Here is a 22,435-nt window from a genome sequence, read left to right as displayed (position 1 = left end):
ATTATGCAACCTGTAACCCCTTCATTAATCAGCAGCGCGACCAGCCGTTTAACTCCCGCCGCGCCAGCCGCGGCGCAGGCCGGGCATGACGGGCTGAATTTACTGATACCTGCGTTGCCGCAGGTGATGGCGGAGTTATCCACGCCGGCGGTAGCGGATGCCCCGGCAGAGCCGGAAGCGGCTGCGGAGCAACTGGCGGATCCGGCGGCGCTGCTGGCGTTGCTGATTGACCCGGCAACGCCGCCGGCGCCAGAGAGGATAATTGCTGTGCCAGCTATGGCCGCGCAGGTTGCTGGCGAGCTGAGCCGGCCGGGGGAGTTGCTGTTGCCGACTGAGCGCGCAGCAACCATGCCGGCGCCGCTGTTAACGCCGGTTATTACGCCCGGCGGCACGCTGGCACGCGAAACGACGGATAACGCCGCTCAGCCGCTGACGCCAGTCGCAGGCCATCATGCCAGCAGCGCAATGCTGAAATTGAGCAACCATGCCGACGCGTTATTTGTCAGCCAGCAGGTGCTGAAGGAGATGCGTGCGCAGCGTGATGACGGCATCACGCTGCCGGTCAATCCGGTGGCGGCCAGCGCTACGGCGCTCAGCCCGGCGCTGCTGGCGCACGATATTATGGCGGCGCAGCGTGCGCCGGTAATTCATTTGCCTGCCGCTCCCGGGCAGCAGGCTCAAGCGCTACAGCAGGCGCTTGGCGAGCGCTTACAGATGCAGATCGATCAGCGTACGCAAAAAGCGACTATCCGTCTGGACCCGCCGCATCTCGGCAAGATGGATATCGCTCTGCACTTTGAAGCAGGGAAGCTGCAGGTACAGATTCAGGCTGCCCAGCCTGAGGTGTATCGCGCGCTGCAACAGGCTAGCGCCGAATTACGCGCCAGTCTGAGCGAGCACAATAACGTTCAGGTGAACGTGCAGGTGTCGACTCACAGCGGCGACAGCCGCCAGCAGCAGCGACATCGTGATGAGGTCCACGCCAATATTTCACACAATCCTGAAGAGGTAGCGGACGATGAACGCCGCACCGATCGCTCCATACTGACAACGGTGTAACTAATGACTGTAAAAGCTTTTTTTCTCAGCCTGTTGCTGGCGCTGACCGTGGCGGCATTTACTGCCGTTATCGTGCTGGCCAGCACTGGCTATTTTCATCAACAGGACAAAGATTCGCCAATGAGATCTTTTTTCTCACTGGGGAATAAAGAACGAGATATCTCTTACGTTGAAATTAAAAACTTGATTATTACCCTCAGAGGCCAGACGCATAAAGAGCACTATTTATTGCTCGACTTAGCTTTTGCGACTCATGGCGATGAAAAAATGAAACAGATCGAAAAGATTATGCCGGCAATAAAAAGCACGGTAGTCGATATGTTCTCCAGTATGGATTATTCAGCGGCACATGCGCTGCCGGTTGAACAAATTCGTAACGATATGATGACACGTTATAAAGATGCTTATGGTGAAAAGCTGCCTTTTGATGACGTATTAATTTCCAAAATGATTTTCCATTGATTATTTATTATGAGTGTATTTAGCGATATTACAACTCTCACGCCAGCCGAAGAGAGCCACTATGTACAACAGTGGCTGCCGCTGGTCAAACGGGTAGTGCGCCAGCTTTCGGCGCAGACAGATAGCGTGATGGATCGCGACGATCTGGAGCAGGTGGCATTAATTGGATTACTGGAATCACTGCGCCGCTATGGTCGTCCTGACGGGCAGTTTGCCTGTTACGCTTTACAGCGCGTACGCGGTGCGGTGCTTGATCAGTTGCGGCTGCACGACTGGCGCCCGCGTCGTCTGCGCCAGAAGACGCACAAGATTAATGATGCGGTGCGCGAACTGACGCGCAGACTGGGGCACTCGCCAACGGAGGAAGAGATCCGCCACCATCTTGGTCTGAATGCGCAAACCTTCCAGCAATATTTGCTGCTGGAAAGCGCCAGCAGTATGGAGAGTTTTGACGATTTGTTATCGATGGATGGTCTGGGATCGGCATTGCAGGGACGGGCGCTGGAGGAGGAGATCGAAGTGCAGCGCACCTTAAAACGGGCGGTCGACTCTCTGGATGAGCGCGAAAAGATCATTCTTACGCTTTATTATCAGAAAGAGATGAGTCTGAAAGAGATTGCGTTAATTCTTGACTTAACCGAGGCGCGAGTTTGCCAGCTTAATAAAAAAATTAGTGAGAAAATAAAAACATTCTTCTGAGTGAAATACGATTATGCAAAAACTACTAGGTCTTGTCATTGTACTGGTCAGTGTGGTCGGTGGCTTTCTAATGTCGGGTGGGTTTCTGGCATCATTCTGGCAACCCGGAGAGCTGGTGATTATTTTGGGCGCCGGACTGGGCGCCATGGTAATTGCTAACCCGCGTCACGTACTGAAAGGGATTATTAAACAGCTGAAGTCTGCGGTTCGTAAAAACGAACATACGGTGGAATTCCAGAAGGAACTGCTAATGCTGTTATATGAGCTGCTGGAACTGGTGCAGGATGGCGGCCTTAAAGTGCTGGATGAGCATATAGAGGTGCCGGAAAATAGCCCATTGTTCCAGAAATATCCGCTGCTGCTGAAAGATAAAGAGTTTATTACTTTTATCTCCGATAACTTCCGCCTGATGGCGATGGGCAAAATCAATGCCCATGAACTGGAAAGTATCCTCGAGGCGGAGCTGGAAGCGGTGGAGGAGGAGCTAATGGTGCCTTCGCGCTCGCTGCAGCGTACCGCCGAAGCCATGCCCGGTTTTGGTATCTGCGCCGCGGTGCTGGGGGTGATTATTACCCTGCACTCGATTGATGGTTCGATCGCGCTGATCGGCCTGAAAGTCTCGGCGGCGCTGGTGGGTACTTTCCTTGGCGTATTCTTCTGTTACTGCCTGATGGATCCGGCGGCGAACGCCATGGAGCAGGCGATGAAGCGGCGTATGACGGTGTATGTCTGTATCCGTACCGTACTGATTAATCATGTCGCCGGTAAGCCGACGCTGCTGGCGGTCGATGCCGGGCGCAAAATGCTGCCGCTGGATATGAAACCGACCTTTGCCAAACTCGATGGCTGGGTCAATCAAATCAGTGAAGGTGTGTCATGAGATCGGCAAAGCATGCCACGATTATTGTGAAGCGTGGCGGGCGTAAAGCGCATCACGGCGTTCATACCGGGGCATGGAAAGTGGCGTTTGCCGATTTTATGCTGGCGCTGATGGCGTTGTTTATGGTGCTGTGGATTATTGGCGCCGTTTCGCAGGATGAGCGTAACCAGATTATTGCGCAGCTGCATGGCATTACCTTTTTTGATGGTTCAGCGTATAAACCGATTCCCTTTGATTCGGGAAAAGGGCCGGATATGATGGCCACCGATGTGGCGGCGCCGCAGATTAAAACCGCCATCGCCGATGAGACGCCGCCAGAGGAGGAGGCGAATGCGCCGGTTCATGTTGCTGCGACAGAAACCGGACCGGAAGCGCTGGATAGCGTGCTGTCCCGTTCCGACCGTGAGCTGCAGGAATTAAGTGAAGTGATTATGCGTATCACCGCCGATTTTAGCGCCCAGAGCAACCTGTCGCTGGAGAAGGTGCCGCACGGGCTGCGCATTCTGCTGCATGACGACCACAATCGCATGATGTTTCCACGCGGCAGCGCTGAGCTGACACCCTATTTCCAGCGTCTGATTACGGAATTAGCGCCGGTATTTAACCGGATCGATAATCAAATCATGATCAGCGGCCATACCGATGCTGCGCCTTACAGCGATCATGCCAGTTATAACAACTGGAACCTGTCGGGCGACCGCGCATTAGCGGCGCGGCGCGCGCTGGAAAAGGGCGGCGTGGAACACGATCGTATTATTCAGGTTAACGCCATGGCGGCACGTATGCCGATTGATGCGGAAGATCCGCTGGGCGCCAGCAATCGCCGCATCGAAATTATGGTGCTGACTAAAGCTGCCGCCGATACGCTCTATCAGTTTTATGGCCACCACGGCGAACGGGTGGTGAAACCGGCGACCGAACGTATCAGGCCATAGTCTGCTGCGGCCCTGAACCCGGTAAGGGATGCTGCCGGTGGACTTCGCCAGCGTTTTTTTTGCCTGCCCGGCGCAATTTAGCTTAAGTGAATAAAAATTAAGTGATTTTGTGACCGGGAAGACTATGATTTTTGTTGCACCTCTGTTATTTACTGCCACACTGAATATATCGACTTTTATTTTAACGGGAGAAGTCATATGTTCCCATCTACGAGTAATCTGCTGCTGCTGATGTCATTTTCGACAGGGACTTTTGCTGCCGGTGCCTCGGGTAATCCGCAGCATCTGATGTTAGCTACTCCCTCCAATGGTATCCCGAATAATCTGTTACCGCTGATTATCTATCCGAGCACCGTGCCGGATGTGGACGATATCGCCGCCTACTTCACCACCATGTTTACTTATAATGGCTGGCCACCGAACTGGCGCGATCAGGTCTTTCCGTACAGCCACTATCACTCCAACAGTCATGAGCTGCTGGGCATCTGTGCCGGTTGGGCAGAAATTCTGTTTGGTGGCGAGAGTGGGCGTATGGTGACGCTGCATGCTGGTGATGCGGTGCTGATCCCGGCGGGCGTGGGCCATCAGCAGGTTGCCGCCAGTGATGATTTTTTTGCCATTGGCGCTTATCCGGAAGGTATGCTGCCCGACACCCTGATCGATGACAAAAGCAAAATGGCGCAGGCCATCGAGAACATTAAACGGGTGCCGATGCCGCACGCTGACCCGATCACCGGCGGTTTCGGTGCGGTTACCGATATCTGGCATCCACTGGCGAAGTCGGCTCGCTCCGCACTGTAATGGTGCAATAGCTGCCGTATATTGCAGGATCAAGCCGGTTCAGAGACGGTTACCGGCCACGGGCGGCTGATGCCGCCAGCTTATCTCCCCGCAGCGGCTGCGCAGACAGGCGCTACCGCTGACATTTCTTCCCTTTCGCCAGCTGCGAATTCACCCGCTGCGTATTGTAACGGCTACACTTTTAGCTGACTGGCACACTTTGTGCAAAACAATAGTTGGGTTCACTGACAGCGGTAGGGAAATCATGAATCAAAGCTATGAACTGGCGTCAAATTTTTATGATGAGATGTTGCTGAACGATGGCCAATATCGCCAGCATTACCGCGAATACTGGAACTGGTTAAAACAGGCAGATAAGGAAGCCATTGCGCGCAAGCGTGAAGAGGCCGAACTGCTGTTTCATCGCCTGGGGATCACTTTCAATGTGTATGGTGACGACGATGGCGCCGAACGGCTGATTCCGTTCGATAGTGTGCCGAGGATTATACCCGCCAGCGAATGGGCAATGCTCGATCGCGGCATCTGCCAGCGCGTTCAGGCGCTGAATGCCTTTCTTCATGATATCTACCATCAACAGCATATTCTGAAAGCGGGCATTATTCCGCCGGAACAGGTGATGGTAAACGATCAGTATCAGCCCTGTATGCAGGGGGTCGATCTGCACCGTAAGATCTACGCGCATATTGTCGGCGTCGATATGGTGCGTAACAACGATGGCGAATATTACGTACTGGAAGATAACCTACGCACCCCGTCCGGCGTCTCTTATATGCTGGAAAACCGCAAAATGATGATGCGGCTCTATCCTGAGCTGTTTGCCCAGCAGCGTATTGCGCCGGTGGAGCGCTACCCCTCGCATCTGCTGCAAACCCTGCGCGAAAGCACGCCGATCAATGATCCGGTGGTGGTGGTGCTGACCCCCGGGCGTTTTAACAGCGCCTATTTTGAGCACAGCTTCCTGGCCCAGCAGATGGGGGTTGAGCTGGTGGAGAGCGCCGATCTGTTTGTTAAAGATGGCGCAGTGCTGATGCGCACTACCGCAGGTCCGTGCAAAGTGGATGTGATCTACCGCCGCGTTGATGACGCTTTCCTCGATCCGCTGGCTTTTCGCCCGGACTCGATGCTTGGCGTGCCGGGGCTGCTGTCGGTGTATCGCGCCGGGAACGTGGTGCTGGCGAATGCCATTGGCACCGGCGTAGCGGACGATAAATCCATCTATCCTTATGTGCCGGATATGATTCGCTTTTATCTCGATGAAGATCCGATACTGAATAATGTGCCGACCTGGCAGTGCCGCCGTCCGCAAGATCTCTCCTGGGTGCTGGCAAATCTGCCGCAGCTGGTGGTGAAAGAGGTACATGGCGCCGGTGGCTACGGCATGTTAATCGGCCCGGTCGCCAGCAAAAAGCAGCTGGAAGATTTCCGCGCGCTGTTGCTGGCGAAGCCGGAAAACTATATTGCGCAGAACACACTGGCGCTCTCGACCTGTCCGACATTTATTGATAACGGCCTGGCGCCGCGCCATATCGATTTACGTCCTTTTGCCCTCAGCGGTGCGGAAATGCGGCTGGTGCCGGGTGGGCTCACCCGGGTGGCGTTAAGTGAAGGTTCACTGGTGGTGAACTCGTCACAGGGCGGTGGCACTAAGGATACCTGGGTTCTGGAGGATGATGCATCATGTTAAGCCGCACAGCCAGTGGGCTCTATTGGATGGCGCGCTATCTGGAGCGCGCGGAGAACATCGCCCGTATTCTCGATGTGACGAACCGTCTGTCGCTGATGCCGGTTCGTGGCAGCCATGAGGATGAATTGCTGGTGCCGCTGACGCTGACCGGCACCAAAGCGTTGTTTGATACCCTGAATGATCAGCTGACCATGTCGCAGCTGTTTAAATTTTTTGTGCTTGATGAGCGTAATCCGGGCAGCATCTTCAGTTGCCTGCAGTCGGCATGGAACAACGCCCATGCGGTGCGCGGCAGCCTGTCATCGGAAGTGTGGGAAAGTATCAACTCCAGCTGGATCGATATTCGTAATATCCGCCGCAAAGGGGTAACTAATGCCGGCGCCGACAGTTTCTTTGACTGGGTGAAAGAACGCTCTCATCTGTTTCGTGGCGCGATGTTTGGTACGTTGATGCGCGGCGATGCGATGTCGTTTATTCGTCTTGGTACCCTGCTGGAGCGTAGTGACTGCACTGCACGCCTGCTGAATATCAACCAGTACCTGCTGGAGAAGCATGACGATTCGGTGCGTGAATATTACCGACTCGACACCTTACTGCGCGCGGTATCGGCACGTGAAGCCTATAACTCTATTTTTAAACAACAGCTGATGGCGGAAAACGTCAATGAGATGCTGATCCTGCGGAATGAAAGCCCGCGTTCCCTGCGTGCCTGCATAGAAGAGATTGATAATCAGCTCGGGTTAATTGGCAGCAGCGGCGACGACCGGCCGCGCTATCTGGTGAGCGTGCTGCATGCGGAAATGCGCTTTAGCAGTTACGAAACGCTGACCCGGTCGGGATTAACCAGCTGGCTGAGCCGTTTTCTCAGCGACATTAACACCCTCGCCGAGAGCATTAATCTGACCTATCTGGAGGCAAAATGAAGCTGAATATTGAACATAAAACCGCTTATACCTACGAGAGTCTGGTAAAAAGCAGTACGCAATATCTGCGTCTGACGCCCCAGGATTCGGTACATCAACGTATTATCTCCTGGCAGCTGATCCTGCCGGAGGACGCCATCTGCACCACTGATACCTACGGCAATGTGCTGCACGTGCTGACCATGGATAAACCGCATCAGCTGCTGGAAATTGAGGCGCGCGGGGTGGTGGAGATTTATGATGAGGTTGAAATGGCGCCCGATCCGGAGTGCATCCTGTCACCGCTGATCTTTCTGCGCCTCAGCCCGCTGACCCAGCCAGACGGCGCGATTCGTGATTTTGCCCGACGCTATTATCGTGCCGATGCGCCGCTGGCGAGCCTGGAAACCCTGATGGGGGAACTGCTGCTAAAAATGCCATACCAGCCAGGTAGCACAATTGTGACCGATACCGCAGCGAAAGTATTTGCCGCCGGGACCGGGGTTTGCCAGGATCACAGCCATGTGTTTTTAGCCTGTTGTCGTAGCTTAAATATCCCGGCTCGCTATGTGAGTGGATATCTTTATACTGACAATGTTGAGCACGTCGCCACTCATGCCTGGGTTGAAGTCTGGCTGGATGGTAGTTGGCACAGCTTTGATATCACCAATAATACCCGCAGCTTAAGACAGCATCTGAAACTGGCGGTGGGCGTCGACTATCTTGATGCCTGCCCGGTGCGTGGCATGCGTCTTGGCGGCGGTGGTGAAGATATGCTGGCAATGGCTGCAGTGCAAAAGGTGCACCCGCAGTAGCAATCCATTTATCGAGCGCACTTATGACTTATTGTGTGGCAATGCGGCTGTCATCAGGGATGATATTTGTTTCCGACTCACGCACCAATGCGGGTGTCGACCATATCTCCTCATTCCGTAAACTCCATGTTTTTCAAAAGGATGACGAGCGAACGCTGGTGCTGCAAAGTGCCGGTAATCTGGCGACCACGCAAAGTGTTCTCAGCCTGCTGCGTCGCGGCTGTAGCGATGCGGAAAAGCCGCATCTGATGAACTGCAGCAATATGTACGATGTGGCGCTGCTGGTGGGGGATATGCTGCGCGATGTGCTGAAACGCGATGGCGAAGAGTTTAGCGGTACGCTGATCCTCGGCGGCCAGATTAAGGGTGAAGAGCCGCGCCTGTTTCAGATCTATCCGCAGGGCAACTTTATCGAAGCCAGCGTGGATACGCCCTATTTCCAGATTGGTGAAAGTAAATATGGCAAGCCGATTATCGATCGCGTATTGCGTTATGACACGCCGCTTGATCAGGCGATGCAGTGCGCATTGATCTCGATGGATTCCACCCTGGCGAGTAATATTTCGGTCGGGTTGCCGCTGGATGTGATGATTTATCGCAGTGACACCTTCAGCGATGGTGAGCAGTACCATATCACTGACCAGCACCCCTATTTTTCGCAAATCCGTCAGTTGTGGAGCAAAGGACTGCTGAGCGTCTTTTCGCAGTTACCGCCATTACAGTTGTAATTCAGCTTGCTGGCAAGGGCGGCATAAATTCCGCCCTTGCTAAAGATTTCTCCACATCATTTTGTGACTTCCCGCCGAAACCTTATTTTCAACCCATTGAATCCCCGAATAAATTTATAAACATTACTCTAAGGCTAACGTTCTGTCGTGGTGCTTTATTGATAGCAGTTGGCTCACTTCTTACACTTCATATCAGTCAGGTTATTCACAGAACTGAATTGAATCAGGAGGTTAACCATGTTGCCTGGACAAACGTCTTCACGTGTCTGGGATACGCGCCGCAGCGAAAAGCGACGTCGCATCGACTCCCTCAATCTGCAGGGAAAAGTTTTACCCGGTGATAACTTACCGGCACTGCTGGAAAAACTGATCGCCCCTGGCGACCGGGTGATCCTCGAAGGCAATAATCAGAAACAGGCCGATTTTCTCTCGCGGATGCTGGCGGAAGTCGATCCGGCCAAAGTGCACGATCTGCATATGATTATGCCGAGCGTCGGGCGCAGCGAACATCTCGATATCTTCGAGAAAGGAATTGCCCGCAAACTCGACTTCTCTTTCTCGGGTACCCAGAGCCTGCGTATTTCGCAGCTGTTGCAGGATGGCGTGCTGGAGATCGGCGCCATTCACACCTATATCGAACTCTACGCCCGTCTGTATGTGGATCTGATCCCCAATGTCGCGCTGGTGGCTGGCTTTAAGGCTGACCGCAAAGGCAACCTGTATACCGGCCCCAGCACCGAAGATACACCGGCGCTGGTGGAAGCCGCGGCTTTCCGTGATGGTCTGGTGATTGCGCAGGTAAACGAACTGGTGGATGACGAGTGCGATCTGCCGCGCGTCGATATTCCCGGCTCCTGGGTGGATTTTGTGGTGGTGGCGGATAAACCGTTCTTTATTGAACCGTTGTTTACCCGCGACCCGCGAATGATCAAACAGGAACATATCCTGATGGCGATGATGGCGATTAAAGGTATTTACGCCGAGCATCAGGTGCAGTCGCTGAACCACGGTATCGGCTTTAATACCGCCGCCATTGAGCTGTTGCTGCCGACTTACGGCGAACAGCTGGGGCTGAAAGGCAAAATCTGTCGCCACTGGACCCTTAACCCGCATCCGACGCTGATCCCGGCGATTGAAAGCGGCTGGGTGGAGAGCGTACACAGCTTCGGTAGTGAACTGGGGATGGAAAATTACATCGCCGCACGTCCGGATGTGTTCTTCACCGGCGCTGATGGTTCGATGCGCTCTAACCGCGCGTTTTGCCAGCTGGCCGGACAGTACGCGGTGGATATGTTTATCGGCTCGACGCTGCAGATTGATGGCGACGCCAACTCTTCCACCGTCACGCGTGGACGCCTTTCCGGCTTCGGCGGCGCGCCGAATATGGGCCACGATCCGCATGGTCGCCGTCATGCCACCCCCGCCTGGCTGGCGATGATCGATCGGCCCGATCCGCTGGTGCGCGGCCGCAAGCTGGTGGTGCAGATGGTGGAAACCTTCCAGGCCGGCGTCAAACCCACCTTTGTGGAAAAACTTGATGCGGTAGAGGTGGCGAAAGCCGCCGGTATGCCGCTGGCGCCGGTGATGATTTACGGCGACGACGTGACGCATGTGCTGACCGAAGAGGGGATTGCCTATCTCTATCGGGCGAAATCCACCGAAGAGCGCCGTGCGATGGTCGCCGCGGTCGCCGGGATCACGGATATCGGTCTTGGCGTCGATGCGCAACGTGTTGCGCAACTGCGTCGTGAAGGTAAGGTCGCCTTCCCGGAAGATCTGGGGATCCGCCGTACTGAAGCCAGCCGCTCGCTGCTGGCGGCCGGTAGCGTCGCGGATCTGGTTGAGTGGTCAGGCGGTTTGTATAACCCGCCAGCGAAATTCCGGAGCTGGTAATGAGGCTACAACCCGGTTTTTCCACCACTGATGCTGAGCAATGCGCCGAACGTTTAGCCGGCGTGGCGACGAGGTGTCTGATTGATGAAGCCCGTCTTAGTCCGAAGCCCGGACTGGTGGACGCGCGCGGTAACGGGGCGCATCAGGATTTAACCCTGGCGCTGATGGAACGTTCCGCCCACAGCCTGACGCCAACGTTTCACGCACTGGCGTTGCATAGCTGGCAGCGCAGCGCGGATATTGCGCTGCGTCAACAGGTGGGAAAACTGGGACGCGAGGGTGAAGCGCGCATGATGGCGGCCACCGACGGGGTCAATACCCATCGTGGCGCCATCTGGGCGCTGGGCTTACTGGCGGCGGCGGCGGCGATGTATGGCGGTGTGGCAAGCGCCACCCGGCTTACCGCAGGCGCTGCCCGCCTGGCGCTGCTGCCCGACGATGCGGCGCCAAAGTTGTTCAGCAAAGGTCTGCGGGCGACGCAACGCTATCGGGTGCCGGGGGCGCGGGAAGAGGCGCAACAGTGTTTCCCGCATGTGATGCAACTGGCGCTGCCGCAACTGCGTCGCAGCCGTCAGCGCGGCGCCAGCGAAGCCGCTGCGCAGCTTGATGCGCTGATGGCGATTATGACCTCGCTGAGCGATACCTGCGTGCTGTCGCGCGCCGGGCTGGCGGGCTTACAGGCGATGCAGCAGGGAGCACGCGCCGTGCTGGCGGCTGGCGGCTGTGGGCAGCCTGACGGCCGCGCGGCGCTGGCCCGTCTCGACGGGCAGATGCTGAGCTTCAATGCCTCACCGGGCGGTGCCGCTGATCTGCTGGCGGCCACCCTGTTTTTAGACCGGATAACAGTAAATTAATTATCAATGAGGACGTTATGGAACAAATCACCTTATCGTTTCCAGCCACGCGCACGCTGAAGGGCAAAGCGCTGGCGGGCGTGGTGGGTTCTGGCGATCTGGAAGCGCTGTTTGTGGCGAACACTGACAGCACGCTGCATGTCGCCATTACCACTTCGGTAGACAACAGTGAAGCGCGCTGGCGTGCGCTGTTTGACCGCTTAATCACCCTCAGCAGCCTGCCGGGCGGCACGCTGACTATTCACGATTTTGGCGCCACGCCGGGTGTGGCGCGCATCCGTATCGAACAGGTATTTGAGGAGGCGAGCGATGCGTGACGACCGTAGTTTTATCGAGCTGAAAGCGCGTGAACGGGCGCGTCAGCTGCTGGATAACGGCAGCTTCCGGGAGTTGCTCGACCCGTTTGCCGGTATCACCTCACCCTGGCTGCGTGGGCAGGGCATCGTGCCGCAAGCCGATGATGGCATGGTGGTGGCAAAAGGCACCATTAATGGTCAGCCGGCGGTAGTGATCGCCGTTGAGGGGGCATTCCAGGGCGGCAGTATGGGTGAAGTCTCCGGCGCGAAAATGGCGGCGGCGCTGGAACTGGCCGCCGAAGATAACCGCAACGGGATTGCCACTCAGGCGGTGCTGTGTCTTGAGACCGGCGGCGTACGTCTGCAGGAAGCGAACCTCGGACTGGCAGCGATCGCCGATATTCATGCGGCGATTGTCGACCTGCGGCGCTACACCCCGGTAGTGGGGGTGATTGCCGGTACCGTTGGCTGCTTTGGCGGCATGTCGATCGCCGCAGCCTTGTGCAGCTATCTGATTGTGACCCGCGAGGCGCGTCTGGGCCTTAACGGTCCGCAGGTGATTGAACAGGAAGCGGGGATTGATGAGTACGATTCGCGCGACCGGCCGTTTATCTGGAGCATGACCGGCGGCGAAGTTCGTTATCAGAGTGGTCTGGTCGACGCGCTGGTGGGGGATGGCATTCAGGCGGTGAAACAGGCGGTGACGCAGGCGATAGCCAAAGGGGTACCGGCGCAACATCGTTCTGATAACTATCACTATTACCTGCCGTTGCTGCAGGCGTTCGATACCAGCAAACAGGCCGATGCGCAGCAGATCAAGCAGCTGTTTGCCGTTAAGGAGGGCTTATGAGCCAGGATATTAGTCGCGGTGAACGCTGGCTTTCACTGCTTAGCGACGGCGGCGAACGTCTGTCAGGACTCTGCCCGTCGGTGCAGGTTGCCGATGGCCGCTTAGGCGGTCAGCCGGCGCGATTTATCGCCGTAGTGCCGGATGCGGATAATCATTATCCGCGTGCGGCGCACGGTGAGGTCGGTCTGCTGGAAGGCTGGACGCTGGCCAAAGTCATCAGTGAAACGGTTGCCGCCGATGCCGCCGCTGCGGAAAAACGCGCGATTATCGCGGTCATTGATGTTCCCAGCCAGGCCTATGGCCGCCGTGAAGAAGCCTTTGGCATTCACCAGGCGCTGGCCGCCGCCGCCGGGGCTTACGCTAATGCCCGCATGGCCGGTCATCCGGTGATTGGTCTGATTGTTGGCAAGGCGATGTCCGGGGCTTTTCTCGCCCATGGCTATCAGGCAAACCAGCTGATCGCGTTTAACGATCGCCAGGTGATGATCCATGCGATGGGTAAAGCTTCGGCGGCGCGCATTACCTTGCGCAGCGTTGAAGCGCTGGAGAAACTGGCTGCCACTGTGCCGCCGATGGCGTATGACATCGGCAACTATCAGACGCTGGGTTTACTGGATGCCCTGCTGGATATTTCGCACCCCGATCGACCTACCTCCGCCGATCGTCAGCTGGTGATCGACACCCTGATGGCGGCAGTCACTCAGGCGCGTGCCGGCGATCGCTCGCTACGTCACCGTTTGCGCGGCGCCAATCGCCAGAGTTCTGCGCTGGTACGCGAGCGGATGCGCGCCGACTGGTAAAACCCTGAGACAAACCTGCCAGGTGAACGCCGGACGGGCATCGTCAGATGCCCGTCACGGACGCCCCTGTGAAAAATACTAACAACATCGCGCCTGTGCTTAATTATAACTCATTGTTAACAGGTGGTTTTATGACTTACGTTATCGTTCATGCCCTTGCTCCAATCTTTATTATTATGCTGTTAGGTTTTTATGCCGGTAAGGCGAAAATGGTGGATAACCATAACGTCTCACTACTGAATATTTTTGTGATGGATTTTGCCTTACCGGCGGCGCTATTCGCCGCTACGGTGCAGACGCCGTGGAGCGGGATTGTGCAGCAGTGGCCGCTGGTGGTGGTACTGACGCTGGCGATGTGGATCACTTATGGCGCCATCTATCTGCTCTGCACCCGGGTCTTTAATAAAACCCCGCAGGATGCGGCGGTGCTGACCCTGACGGTAGCGTTACCGAACTATGCCGCGCTGGGTTTACCGATCCTCAGCAGCGTACTGGGAGAGGGATCGGCGACTTCACTCTCTGTGGCGGTGTCGATTGCCTGTGGTTCGGTGTTGATGACGCCATTCTGCCTGCTGATCCTCGAACGTGAGAAAGCGTTAAAAGCCGGAAGTCATGCCGGTTCGTCGCTGGCGATGTTGCCGGTATTGATGTGGCGCTCGGTAACGAAACCGATTGTCTGGGGGCCGCTGCTGGGGGTAGTGCTGTCGGCTTTTGGTCTGCGGATGCCGGAGTTGTTGCTGACCTCTATTAAACCGCTGGGTCTGGCTGCTACTGCCGCCGCTCTGTTCCTCACCGGGGTGATTCTGTCAGCGCGCCAGCTGAAAATTAATCGCGTGGTGATTATCGGTAGCCTGGCAACCATGCTGATTCAGCCGTTTATTGCCTGGGCGCTGGTGCTAATGCTTGGGCTGCACGGTTCGCTGGCGATCACCGCGATCCTGATGATCGCGCTGTCAGCCGGTTTCTTTGGGGTGGTATTTGGTAACCGCTTTGGTGTTGAATCACCGGATGCCGAAGCCACGTTGCTGATTAGCTCGGTGCTGTGTATCGTCACACTGCCACTGTTTATTTCACTGACTGCAGGAATCTGAACCGATGTCGCCACGCCCGCATGACCTGATCTGGCTGAATGATGTTAACGCCCTGCAGGGCGATCTGCCTGCCTGGGTCAGCAGCCAGTGGCGTATATCGCTGCCGCTGGTGGTGCGGCGTGATACGCATCCACAGGGGCTGATTGCCGTTGGCGTGCGGGGTATGCGTCGCGACCAGCGGGCGGCGGCATGGGTGGCGCCTGATGTCATCCGCCGCCTGCTGACGCCGGAAGCGCTGGCTGACACTGCTACGCTACTGCGTTCGCCGTTTGTCTCACAGCCGCCGCTACAGGCGGCGATGTTACTGGCGCAGCAACCCTGGCCATGGCAGTGGGGCATTACCGGCAGTTGTGGCTATGCGCTGGCCACCGAAGTTCCGGTGATCCACGGCGACAGCGATCTGGATTTACTGATCCGCGCAGCGCAGCCGCTGGCGGAGGAGGAGATGATGCGCTGGAGTCGGATGGTCGCCGGGTTACCATGCCGTGCCGACAGCCAGGTAGAAACGCCATATGGCGCTTTTGCCCTTAATGAATGGTTGCGCGATGGCCGGGTGATGCTGAAAACCAGTCAGGGTCCGCGCGTTACCCGCCATCCCTGGCAGGAGGCAGAATGAAAGTATTATTTACCTTTCCGGGACAAGGAGCGCAGCATCCCGGCATGTTGCAAAATCTGCCGCAGGGCGACAGTTTACTCGAACAGGCCAGTGACATTCTCGGCGAAGACGCGCGCCGGCTGGATAGCGCCGCCGCATTACAACATACCCGCGCGGTGCAGCTGAGTCTGCTGATTTGCGGCGTGGCCTGGGCGCAGCAGTTAATGGCCCGACAGCTTACGCCGGATTTTGTCAGCGGTCTGTCGATTGGCGCTTTCCCGGCGGCGGTAGTGGCCGGCGCGCTGACGTTCAGCGACGCAGTAAAGCTGGTGGCACTGCGTGGCGAACTGATGGAGCAGGCGTATCCGCAGGGCTATGGTCTAACCGCGATTACCGGTCTGACGCAGAGCCAGCTGGAACCGCTACTGGGTAGCAGCTGGCTGGCGAATATTAATGCTGAACAGCAGATGGTGATTGCCGGCAGTGACGCGGCGATGGCGGCGACGGCGCAGCGGGCGCTGGCGGCGGGGGCGCAGAAGGCGCAGCGGCTGGCGGTCAGCGTACCGTCTCACTGTGCTTTACTGCAGGCGCCGGCGGAGAAACTGGCCGAGGCGTTTACCACTGTGAAGCTGCAGCGCCCGCGCTATGCCTGGCTGAGCGGCAGCAGCGGTCGGGTGTTGTGGCAGCCAGAGCGGATTGCGCAGGATTTAGCCTTTAATATGGCCCATACCGTCTGCTGGCATGAGGCGATGGTGGCCGCCAGCGAACGCGATGTGGGGCTGGCGATTGAGATGCCGCCGGGAGCCGTACTGAGTGGCCTGACACGGCAGGCACTGACCCACGGCGAAGCTATCGCCCTTGAGCAGAGCGGCAGTGAGCTGGCGCTTAAACTGGCGCAGCGGGTGCGTGCGTTACGCTGATGGCGCTGTCGCGGCAGTACATGCGCCCTTCGGCGGCCAGCGCCAGCAGGTTGGGGTCATATTCGCGGTTGCGGTTAAACACGATGGCGATGGTTTGCCGCATCTGATATGGCTCCGCCAGCTTCATTAGCTGTACCGAGTTTTCATAGACCTTTTTCATCCGTCCGGGGACCAGGGTAAAGCCGACGCCCGCCTGCACCAGGCTCAGCATCGAAAAGATATCATTCACGCGCATGACAATCTCCGGTTCAAAACCGGCAACATGAAAGGCTTCCTGAAAACCGTGATAGGTGGCGAAACCTTCCGCCAGCGAGACAAATTTCTGCTGACGATAGTCGCGCAGATCCGCCTCGGCACTGATATCCAGTGCGGAACTGGCCGGTGCGGCGAGAAAAATATCGTCCTCAAACAGCGGTAATACCTGATGACGATGAATATCGATCTGACTGTCGGTCACCGACAGTAAAATCGCATCCAGCTGACCGTCTTCCAGCTTATCCAGTAGCATCTGATTTGAACCCATCATCAGCTCCAGCTCCAGATCGGGGCGTCGCAGCTTCATCCCCATAATCAGGCGTGGGACGGTTTCCAGCGTCAGCGAGTACAGGGTGCCAATGCGCATCCGTCCCTGGCCCACCCCGGCGGTTTTACGCGCTTCTTCGATGCCGCGCGCCATCACTTCCACCGCATCGAGACTGTGCTCCAGCAGAGTTTGCGCCGCCGGCAATGGCAGCAGGTTGCGTCCTTTATGGATAAACAACGGACAGCGCACGCTCTCTTCCAGCGTATGCAGCGCGCGATGTACGCTGACACTGCTCAGGCCCAGTGCTTCGGCGGTGCGGGCTATATTGCCGTTGGCCATAAACGCCATAAAGATTTCCAGCTTACGGAAGGTGATATCAGCATCAATTTTCATCTGCTGACCTTAAGCCGAAATCCCCGCGCTGTAAATAACCCGCATGCATCGTCCGCTGGCGCAGGTCGCCAGCTTTGCCGCATGAAAAAGCAGTGAATGTTTTTTCGGCGTTGCCGATAAATTCTTACATAAATTGCGTATGCCATGTGATAGTCACTTATCGCTTACGACATTTTCAGCTCATAGCTGATTGACAGAATGGTTATCATCGCCGTCCGTTTCTGGTTGCGGTCAACCAGGTCAGAACCAGGTAAAAAAATAATGAATGAAAACTCTGATTTGATGTACCGACTGCTGGTGCAGAGCGTTGCTGACTACGCCATTTATATGCTGAAACCCGACGGCACTATCGCCAGCTGGAATACCGGGGCACAGCGCGCCAAAGGCTATCTGGCCGAAGAGATAATCGGTAAGCATTTCTCGATGTTTTATAGCATGCAGGAACGAATGGCCTATATCCCGGAGAAGAACCTGCAACAGGCATTCCGGACCGGACGTTTTGAAGATCATGGCTGGCGTTATCGCAAAGATGGCAGCACATTCTGGGCGAATGTGGTGATTGAGGCGATTTACGATGACAACGGCAAACTGATTGGCTATGCCAAAATTACCCGTGACTGCACCGAACAGCAGCGCAAGTTGCGCGAGCAGATGGAGCAGGAACAGAAGTTTCGCCTGTTGGTTGAAGGCGTGACTGACTATGCCATTTATATGTTGGATCCGCAGGGGCGGGTGGTGAACTGGAATATCGGTGCGCAGCGGGCCAAAGGGTATAAAAGCGATGAAATCGTTGGCCGCTACTTTTCGGTATTTTACAGCGCGCAAGACCGTCAGAACAAAGTGCCGGAACATAACCTGTCGATGGCACTGAGAAATGGACACTTTGAAGATGAAGGCTGGCGCTATCGTAAAGATGGCAGCGCCTTCTGGGCCCATGTAATGATTGATACTATTTATGATGGAAACCGAAAATTGCTTGGTTATGCCAAAATCACCCGTGATGTTACCGAGCGCCGCGAGTATGAACAGCAAATTTTACGCGCGCGTGATTTAGCCGAATCGCATGGCGCAGCGATGGACTCATTGTCGAAGTTTCTCGATACCATTATCGCCAATATTCCTTCCTGCGTGATTGTGGAGGATGCGATTTCGCGCGAGATCCTGCTGGTTAATCAGAAAGCCGAACTACTGCTGGGCAGTTCAAAAACACGTATGCAGGGTAAAAAACCGCATGAGTGCATGACCTCTGAATTAAGTGACTATTTTAATCGTCTGTCAGATGAGGCGCTGCGCAGTGAAGGTGTGCATAAAAGCGAGCAGCAACTCACTACCGCCAGCGGCGAACGGGTATTGCACACCCGGGCGGTAATGGCGCGTGGCGCCAATGCCCGCACCCATTACGTGTTACTGATAGCAGACGATGTCACCGATCAGCGTGAAGCGGATGCGCGCATTCGCCATATGGCGCACCATGATAATCTCACCGGCCTGCCAAACCGCGTCCTGTTCAGTCAGCGCCTGAATGAGGCGCTGCGTCACGATGCTCACCACCACAAACTGACTGCCACCCTGTGTCTCGATCTGGATCACTTTAAAAACGTTAATGACGCGCTGGGACATCAGATTGGCGACGAGTTGCTGCGGGCGATCGCGAAACGTCTGCGCGGCGTATTGCGTGATGAGGATACGCTGGCACGTCTTGGCGGCGATGAGTTTGCTATTGTGTTACCCGGCCTGACGCAGCAGGCGGAAGCAGAAGCGGTGGCCAGTCGACTGATCGACGTGGTGCGACCGGTAGTTAATATCGAAGGGCATAATTTAACCGTCGGGCTGAGTATTGGTATTGCGCTGGCCAGCGCCGATCTGTCAACGCCGGATCACTTACTGCGCTGCGCCGATATGGCGTTGTATGAGGCAAAACGCAACGGGCGCAATCGCTTTGAGAACTTTACCCTGGCGATGGATAATCTGGCGCGTCACCGACGTATTGTGGAAAACGATTTACGCGAAGCGATTACCAGCGGTCAGCTGAAGCTCTATTATCAGCCGATCACCAACGCCGAACAAAGCGATATTATGGGCTATGAGGCGCTGATGCGCTGGCAGCATCCGGTGCAGGGTTTAATTATGCCGGATGATTTTATTCCTATCGCGGAAGAGACCGGCTTAATTCACAGCCTCGGGGCTTTTGCCCTGTATGAGGCCTGTCGCGAAGCGATGAAATGGCCGGATAAGCAAACGGTTTCGGTCAACCTTTCGCCGCTGCAGTTTAAAAACAGCGAGTTGATCTCGGTGGTGGAGGGCGCGCTAAAGGAGTCCGGACTGGAGCCGCATCGTCTGGAGGTGGAGATCACCGAGTCGGTACTGCTTGATGGCACCATGAGTAATTTACGCGTTCTGCAGCAACTGAAAGCGCTGGGCGTGATGATTGCGCTGGATGATTTTGGTACCGGTTACTCATCGCTAAGCTATCTGCGTTCGTTCCCGTTCGACAAGATCAAAATTGATAAGTCCTTTATTAACGATATGCATGAGAGTCGCGAAGCGCTGGCGATTATACGCGCCATTACCGGTATGAGTCGTAGCCTGGATATTCAGATTACTGCCGAAGGGGTGGAGAGTATCGCTCAGTTTGAAAAGCTGAAGGCTGAAGGTTGCACGCTATTTCAGGGCTTTTTATTTGGTCGCCCACAGCCAGCGGAGTCACGTCTGCGCGACTTGTAGTAACGGGGGCCGGGCGAACCCGGCCAGCCGCTATCAGGAGGCAGGGCCGTTATTTTCGCCACCCATTTTCGCCAGGTCTTTATCAATAAAGAACAGACCTTCGCCGCTATTGCCCAGCAACGCCAGTTTATCCAGTACGGATTTAAACAGCTTCTCTTCTTCATGCTGTTCAGCAACGTACCACTGCAGGAAGTTGAACGTTGAGTAATCCTGCGAGGTGATGGAGAAATGCGCCAGCTCGTTGATTTTGCCGGTGATCAACTTCTCATGCTCATAGGCCTGTTCCAGCACTTCACGCAGCGAGTTAAAGGATACCGGTGGTGCGCTGATGGTACCCAATACTGGCATGGCGCCGGTATCAGCCAGATAGTCAAACAGACGCTGCATATGCTGCATCTCTTCACGGGAGTGTTCTTTCAGGAACGATGCCGCGCCTTCAAAACCTTTATCGCCACACCATGCGCTCATCTGCAGATAAAGATTGGCTGAGTAGAACTCCAGGTTCAGCTGATCATTCAGCCGCGCGGTCATTTCATTAGTCAGCATAGCAGCTCCATCAATTATACAGGTTAATTATTTTTTGCGATTAAGTTATGAATTATGCATCAGGAGATAGCAAAGGGATATATTTTTAGTGAAAAAAAGGAAAATATATCATGTTGTTTTTAAATAGAATTACTTCACTTCCTGAATGCTATTGATTCTCATTTTTACCAGGATTTCGCTGCGTGTTCCGCAGTTGGCGGAGAAGGGCAGTATTATTCTGAGGGTAAATAATATTCCTGATAAGTTGGTTTTTATTTCTCGTCGCTTAAATTAAATATCCGGGTTATTTTCTCGCTAAATGTATTTCTATTATCAGCCATTTTTATGGCATTAATGAGAATAAATGGCGGTCATGGTTCTGGCATATCTGGCATAAAATATGCTTAATATCATCATGTTGATCAGTGAGGCCTGGCGCATCACTTCTTACCTCATCAGGAGATAGCCGACGTGTCGAACGTGTTAGCGCATTACCACTACTTACATGAAATTCCGGAGCTGGGTTTTCAGGAATTTAAAACTTCCGCTTACCTCGCTGCGGCGCTGGAGCAGGCGGGATTTAAGGTTAGCCGCAATATTAATCATACCACCGGCATAGTGGCGGAACTGGATAGCGGCATTCCCGGCCCGGTGCTGGCGCTGCGTGCCGATATGGATGCCCTGGGCCATGTGATTGACGGAGTGGCCTGCGCACGCCATACCTGCGGTCATGATGCCCACTCGTCGGTGGTGCTGACGGCGGCAGAGGAGATTATTCAGCAGGGCATAGTGAAAAAAGGGCGGCTGAAGATCCTGTTCCAGCCGGCAGAAGAGCTGGGTAGCGGGGCGCTGGCGATGGTCGCAGCCGGGGCGATTGATGATGTTGAGATGCTGCTGGGTTTTCACCTGCGTCCACTGGAGGAGTGCCGCTTAGGCGAGGCGGTACCGGCGATGCTTTACTCGGCATGCAGCACCCTTGAAGCGACGATTAAAGGTGTGCCGTCGCATGCGGCGCGACCGCATCTCGGGGTTAATGCGCTGGATGCGGCGGTGGCGGCGGTACAGGCGGTCAATGCCATCCATCTGGCGCCGGGCCTGAGCTGGAGTGCGAAAGCCACGCGTTTTCTGTGTGATGCGGGCGTCACTAACTCGGTGCCGGATGAGGCGCGTGTCTGCTGGGATTTGCGCAGTCAGAGCAATGCGCCAATGGATGAACTGAAGGCGAAGGTGAAACTGGCGATTGAGCACAGCGTAGCCGCGCTGGGGGCGACGGCAGAGGTGGTGGTACTGAAGGAGATGCCAGCGGCTGAAATTCACCCGGACATGACGGCGCTGATTAGCGAGTCGATTGTGGAGGTGCTGGGAGCGGCAGGATTAACCGGAGCGAAAATGACGCCGGGCAGTGAAGATTTCTTCCACTATCCGCGTCAGCGGCCACAGGTGAAAACCGGATTCTGGGGCCTTGGCACCAATCTGACGCCGGGGCTGCATCATCCTGAAATGCGTTTTGATCTTAGCTCGCTGGAGACCGGCGTGAAGATTTTCAAAACCTGTGTTGGCAAGGTGCTGGGTTAAAGGTTAAGGAAGGGGCATGGGCGGCATATATGCCGTCATCACGGTCGTTGCCAGTCATCGGTGCGGGCGGCATAAATGTACAACCGCCACATGGGTTACAGATCTGACCGGCCACATGGGTAACACATTTAGGTCGGGTCGATCCGGATGATACTCTGCTCAACTCTGTCGTAGTAAGCAAGTATCATCCGGTCGAACAGGATCGCGTCCAGTCCGTCATCCACCTCCAGAACCCTTACGTACTCCCCCTGTAGCGCTTCGCTCAGGAACAGCCCTCCACCGATTTTTATCGCCCCCTTCGGTGACACCAGACAGAGCGCTGAGCTTTCCGGATACTCCACATCCGGCACTTTTCCGTCCCAGATTCGTAATGAAGGGACCCATACCGATGAGGGCGGTTGCCCGCCATGCGCCTCATGTGGCCTCTCATG

At 55.6% G+C, this 22,435-nt stretch carries 22 protein-coding genes and 1 pseudogene; 20 read left to right on the top strand and 3 right to left on the bottom strand.

What is annotated here, in order from left to right; genetic code table 11:
• Nucleotides 1–3 precede the first annotated feature (3 nt).
• From JWF83_RS00515 to mdcH, 18 genes are all read left to right on the top strand, one after another.
• Complete coding sequence (locus JWF83_RS00515; protein WP_413647949.1) at nt 4–1,059, top strand: flagellar hook-length control protein FliK; 1,056 nt, start codon at nt 4–6, stop codon at nt 1,057–1,059.
• A 3-nt stretch (nt 1,060–1,062) separates the two neighbouring features.
• Nucleotides 1,063–1,521 carry a flagellar basal body-associated protein FliL gene (gene fliL / locus JWF83_RS00510; RefSeq protein ID WP_413647948.1) on the top strand — a complete coding sequence of 153 codons (459 nt, stop codon included), beginning with the start codon at nt 1,063–1,065 and terminating at the stop codon, nt 1,519–1,521.
• Nucleotides 1,522–1,530: 9 nt separating this feature from the next.
• Nucleotides 1,531–2,220 carry a FliA/WhiG family RNA polymerase sigma factor gene (locus JWF83_RS00505; RefSeq protein ID WP_413647947.1) on the top strand — a complete coding sequence of 230 codons (690 nt, stop codon included), beginning with the start codon at nt 1,531–1,533 and terminating at the stop codon, nt 2,218–2,220.
• 13 nt (nt 2,221–2,233) lie between these two features.
• Complete coding sequence (gene motA, locus JWF83_RS00500) at nt 2,234–3,100, top strand: flagellar motor stator protein MotA (RefSeq protein ID WP_413647946.1); 867 nt, start codon at nt 2,234–2,236, stop codon at nt 3,098–3,100.
• Nucleotides 3,097–4,035, top strand: coding sequence for a putative lateral flagellar export/assembly protein LafU (gene lafU, locus JWF83_RS00495; protein ID WP_413647945.1), 939 nt, complete (start codon nt 3,097–3,099; stop codon nt 4,033–4,035). Before motA ends, lafU begins: the two co-directional genes overlap by 4 nt.
• Before the next feature lie 198 nt (nt 4,036–4,233).
• The gene (locus tag JWF83_RS00490) at nt 4,234–4,836 is read left to right on the top strand and encodes a cupin domain-containing protein (protein ID WP_413647944.1); all 603 of its coding nucleotides are present in this window, start codon (nt 4,234–4,236) and stop codon (nt 4,834–4,836) included.
• 244 nt (nt 4,837–5,080) lie between these two features.
• A complete protein-coding gene (locus JWF83_RS00485) occupies nt 5,081–6,520 on the top strand; it encodes a circularly permuted type 2 ATP-grasp protein (RefSeq protein ID WP_413647943.1) in 1,440 nt (479 codons plus the stop codon).
• Nucleotides 6,514–7,443 (top strand): alpha-E domain-containing protein, encoded by a 930-nt coding sequence (locus JWF83_RS00480; RefSeq protein WP_413647942.1) that lies wholly within the window; start codon nt 6,514–6,516, stop codon nt 7,441–7,443. The genes JWF83_RS00485 and JWF83_RS00480 overlap by 7 nt, the downstream gene beginning before the upstream one ends.
• Nucleotides 7,440–8,237: a transglutaminase family protein gene (locus JWF83_RS00475; protein WP_413647941.1), complete on the top strand. Its 798-nt coding sequence runs from the start codon at nt 7,440–7,442 to the stop codon at nt 8,235–8,237. Before JWF83_RS00480 ends, JWF83_RS00475 begins: the two co-directional genes overlap by 4 nt.
• A gap of 23 nt (nt 8,238–8,260) precedes the next feature.
• Entirely contained in the window at nt 8,261–8,965 is a 705-nt protein-coding gene (locus JWF83_RS00470; RefSeq protein WP_413647940.1) for a peptidase, read from the top strand.
• Between the two features lie 237 nt (nt 8,966–9,202).
• Complete coding sequence (mdcA, locus tag JWF83_RS00465) at nt 9,203–10,858, top strand: malonate decarboxylase subunit alpha (RefSeq protein WP_413647939.1); 1,656 nt, start codon at nt 9,203–9,205, stop codon at nt 10,856–10,858.
• Entirely contained in the window at nt 10,858–11,712 is an 855-nt protein-coding gene (locus tag JWF83_RS00460; protein WP_413647938.1) for a triphosphoribosyl-dephospho-CoA synthase, read from the top strand. Before mdcA ends, JWF83_RS00460 begins: the two co-directional genes overlap by 1 nt.
• A 17-nt stretch (nt 11,713–11,729) precedes the next feature.
• Nucleotides 11,730–12,029: a malonate decarboxylase acyl carrier protein gene (mdcC, locus tag JWF83_RS00455; RefSeq protein ID WP_413647937.1), complete on the top strand. Its 300-nt coding sequence runs from the start codon at nt 11,730–11,732 to the stop codon at nt 12,027–12,029.
• Nucleotides 12,022–12,858, top strand: a complete 837-nt coding sequence (locus tag JWF83_RS00450; protein WP_413647936.1) for a biotin-independent malonate decarboxylase subunit beta — start codon at nt 12,022–12,024, stop codon at nt 12,856–12,858. The genes mdcC and JWF83_RS00450 overlap by 8 nt, the downstream gene beginning before the upstream one ends.
• Nucleotides 12,855–13,658: a biotin-independent malonate decarboxylase subunit gamma gene (mdcE, locus tag JWF83_RS00445; RefSeq protein ID WP_413647935.1), complete on the top strand. Its 804-nt coding sequence runs from the start codon at nt 12,855–12,857 to the stop codon at nt 13,656–13,658. The genes JWF83_RS00450 and mdcE overlap by 4 nt, the downstream gene beginning before the upstream one ends.
• A gap of 131 nt (nt 13,659–13,789) precedes the next feature.
• Entirely contained in the window at nt 13,790–14,749 is a 960-nt protein-coding gene (locus tag JWF83_RS00440) for an AEC family transporter (RefSeq protein WP_413647934.1), read from the top strand.
• A gap of 4 nt (nt 14,750–14,753) precedes the next feature.
• The gene (locus JWF83_RS00435; RefSeq protein WP_413647933.1) at nt 14,754–15,365 is read left to right on the top strand and encodes a malonate decarboxylase holo-ACP synthase; all 612 of its coding nucleotides are present in this window, start codon (nt 14,754–14,756) and stop codon (nt 15,363–15,365) included.
• Nucleotides 15,362–16,264: a malonate decarboxylase subunit epsilon gene (mdcH, locus tag JWF83_RS00430; RefSeq protein WP_413647932.1), complete on the top strand. Its 903-nt coding sequence runs from the start codon at nt 15,362–15,364 to the stop codon at nt 16,262–16,264. Before JWF83_RS00435 ends, mdcH begins: the two co-directional genes overlap by 4 nt.
• Here the strand turns inward: mdcH and JWF83_RS00425 are convergent.
• Nucleotides 16,230–17,180: a LysR family transcriptional regulator gene (locus JWF83_RS00425; protein WP_413647931.1), complete on the bottom strand. Its 951-nt coding sequence runs from the start codon at nt 17,178–17,180 to the stop codon at nt 16,230–16,232. The genes mdcH and JWF83_RS00425 overlap by 35 nt on opposite strands.
• A gap of 261 nt (nt 17,181–17,441) precedes the next feature.
• Between JWF83_RS00425 and JWF83_RS00420 the strand changes: the two genes are divergently transcribed.
• On the top strand, nt 17,442–19,904 hold the full coding sequence (locus JWF83_RS00420) for an EAL domain-containing protein (RefSeq protein WP_413647930.1): 2,463 nt from the start codon (nt 17,442–17,444) through the stop codon (nt 19,902–19,904).
• Nucleotides 19,905–19,937: 33 nt separating this feature from the next.
• Here the strand turns inward: JWF83_RS00420 and ftnA are convergent, their stop codons facing one another.
• A complete protein-coding gene (gene ftnA / locus JWF83_RS00415; protein WP_413647929.1) occupies nt 19,938–20,450 on the bottom strand; it encodes a non-heme ferritin in 513 nt (170 codons plus the stop codon).
• Between the two features lie 450 nt (nt 20,451–20,900).
• Between ftnA and JWF83_RS00410 the strand changes: the two genes are divergently transcribed.
• Entirely contained in the window at nt 20,901–22,004 is a 1,104-nt protein-coding gene (locus JWF83_RS00410) for an amidohydrolase (protein WP_413647928.1), read from the top strand.
• Between the two features lie 128 nt (nt 22,005–22,132).
• On the opposite strand, the pseudogene JWF83_RS00405 reads toward JWF83_RS00410, so the two are convergent.
• Nucleotides 22,133–22,435 (bottom strand): annotated as a pseudogene (locus JWF83_RS00405) (transposase); the annotation flags it as partial.

This window comes from Pantoea sp. B65 (genome assembly GCF_047308185.1).
Classification (GTDB): domain Bacteria; phylum Pseudomonadota; class Gammaproteobacteria; order Enterobacterales; family Enterobacteriaceae; genus Erwinia.
This window is presented reverse-complemented; position numbering and strand designations above follow the sequence as displayed.

Excerpts from the sequence above, each read along its gene's own strand:
- mdcA (WP_413647939.1), top strand. The coding sequence starts at position 9,203 with ATGTTGCCTGGACAAACGTCTTCACGTGTCTGGGATACGCGCCGCAGC.
- JWF83_RS00470 (WP_413647940.1), top strand. The coding sequence starts at position 8,261 with ATGACTTATTGTGTGGCAATGCGGCTGTCATCAGGGATGATATTTGTT.
- JWF83_RS00505 (WP_413647947.1), top strand. The coding sequence starts at position 1,531 with ATGAGTGTATTTAGCGATATTACAACTCTCACGCCAGCCGAAGAGAGC.
- JWF83_RS00490 (WP_413647944.1), top strand. The coding sequence starts at position 4,234 with ATGTTCCCATCTACGAGTAATCTGCTGCTGCTGATGTCATTTTCGACA.
- mdcE (WP_413647935.1), top strand. The coding sequence starts at position 12,855 with ATGAGCCAGGATATTAGTCGCGGTGAACGCTGGCTTTCACTGCTTAGC.
- mdcC (WP_413647937.1), top strand. The coding sequence starts at position 11,730 with ATGGAACAAATCACCTTATCGTTTCCAGCCACGCGCACGCTGAAGGGC.
- mdcH (WP_413647932.1), top strand. The coding sequence starts at position 15,362 with ATGAAAGTATTATTTACCTTTCCGGGACAAGGAGCGCAGCATCCCGGC.
- JWF83_RS00485 (WP_413647943.1), top strand. The coding sequence starts at position 5,081 with ATGAATCAAAGCTATGAACTGGCGTCAAATTTTTATGATGAGATGTTG.
- JWF83_RS00450 (WP_413647936.1), top strand. The coding sequence starts at position 12,022 with ATGCGTGACGACCGTAGTTTTATCGAGCTGAAAGCGCGTGAACGGGCG.
- JWF83_RS00515 (WP_413647949.1), top strand. The coding sequence starts at position 4 with ATGCAACCTGTAACCCCTTCATTAATCAGCAGCGCGACCAGCCGTTTA.
- motA (WP_413647946.1), top strand. The coding sequence starts at position 2,234 with ATGCAAAAACTACTAGGTCTTGTCATTGTACTGGTCAGTGTGGTCGGT.
- JWF83_RS00480 (WP_413647942.1), top strand. The coding sequence starts at position 6,514 with ATGTTAAGCCGCACAGCCAGTGGGCTCTATTGGATGGCGCGCTATCTG.
- JWF83_RS00435 (WP_413647933.1), top strand. The coding sequence starts at position 14,754 with ATGTCGCCACGCCCGCATGACCTGATCTGGCTGAATGATGTTAACGCC.
- JWF83_RS00425 (WP_413647931.1), bottom strand. The coding sequence starts at position 17,180 with ATGAAAATTGATGCTGATATCACCTTCCGTAAGCTGGAAATCTTTATG.
- fliL (WP_413647948.1), top strand. The coding sequence starts at position 1,063 with ATGACTGTAAAAGCTTTTTTTCTCAGCCTGTTGCTGGCGCTGACCGTG.
- JWF83_RS00475 (WP_413647941.1), top strand. The coding sequence starts at position 7,440 with ATGAAGCTGAATATTGAACATAAAACCGCTTATACCTACGAGAGTCTG.
- JWF83_RS00440 (WP_413647934.1), top strand. The coding sequence starts at position 13,790 with ATGACTTACGTTATCGTTCATGCCCTTGCTCCAATCTTTATTATTATG.
- lafU (WP_413647945.1), top strand. The coding sequence starts at position 3,097 with ATGAGATCGGCAAAGCATGCCACGATTATTGTGAAGCGTGGCGGGCGT.
- JWF83_RS00460 (WP_413647938.1), top strand. The coding sequence starts at position 10,858 with ATGAGGCTACAACCCGGTTTTTCCACCACTGATGCTGAGCAATGCGCC.
- JWF83_RS00420 (WP_413647930.1), top strand. The coding sequence starts at position 17,442 with ATGAATGAAAACTCTGATTTGATGTACCGACTGCTGGTGCAGAGCGTT.
- ftnA (WP_413647929.1), bottom strand. The coding sequence starts at position 20,450 with ATGCTGACTAATGAAATGACCGCGCGGCTGAATGATCAGCTGAACCTG.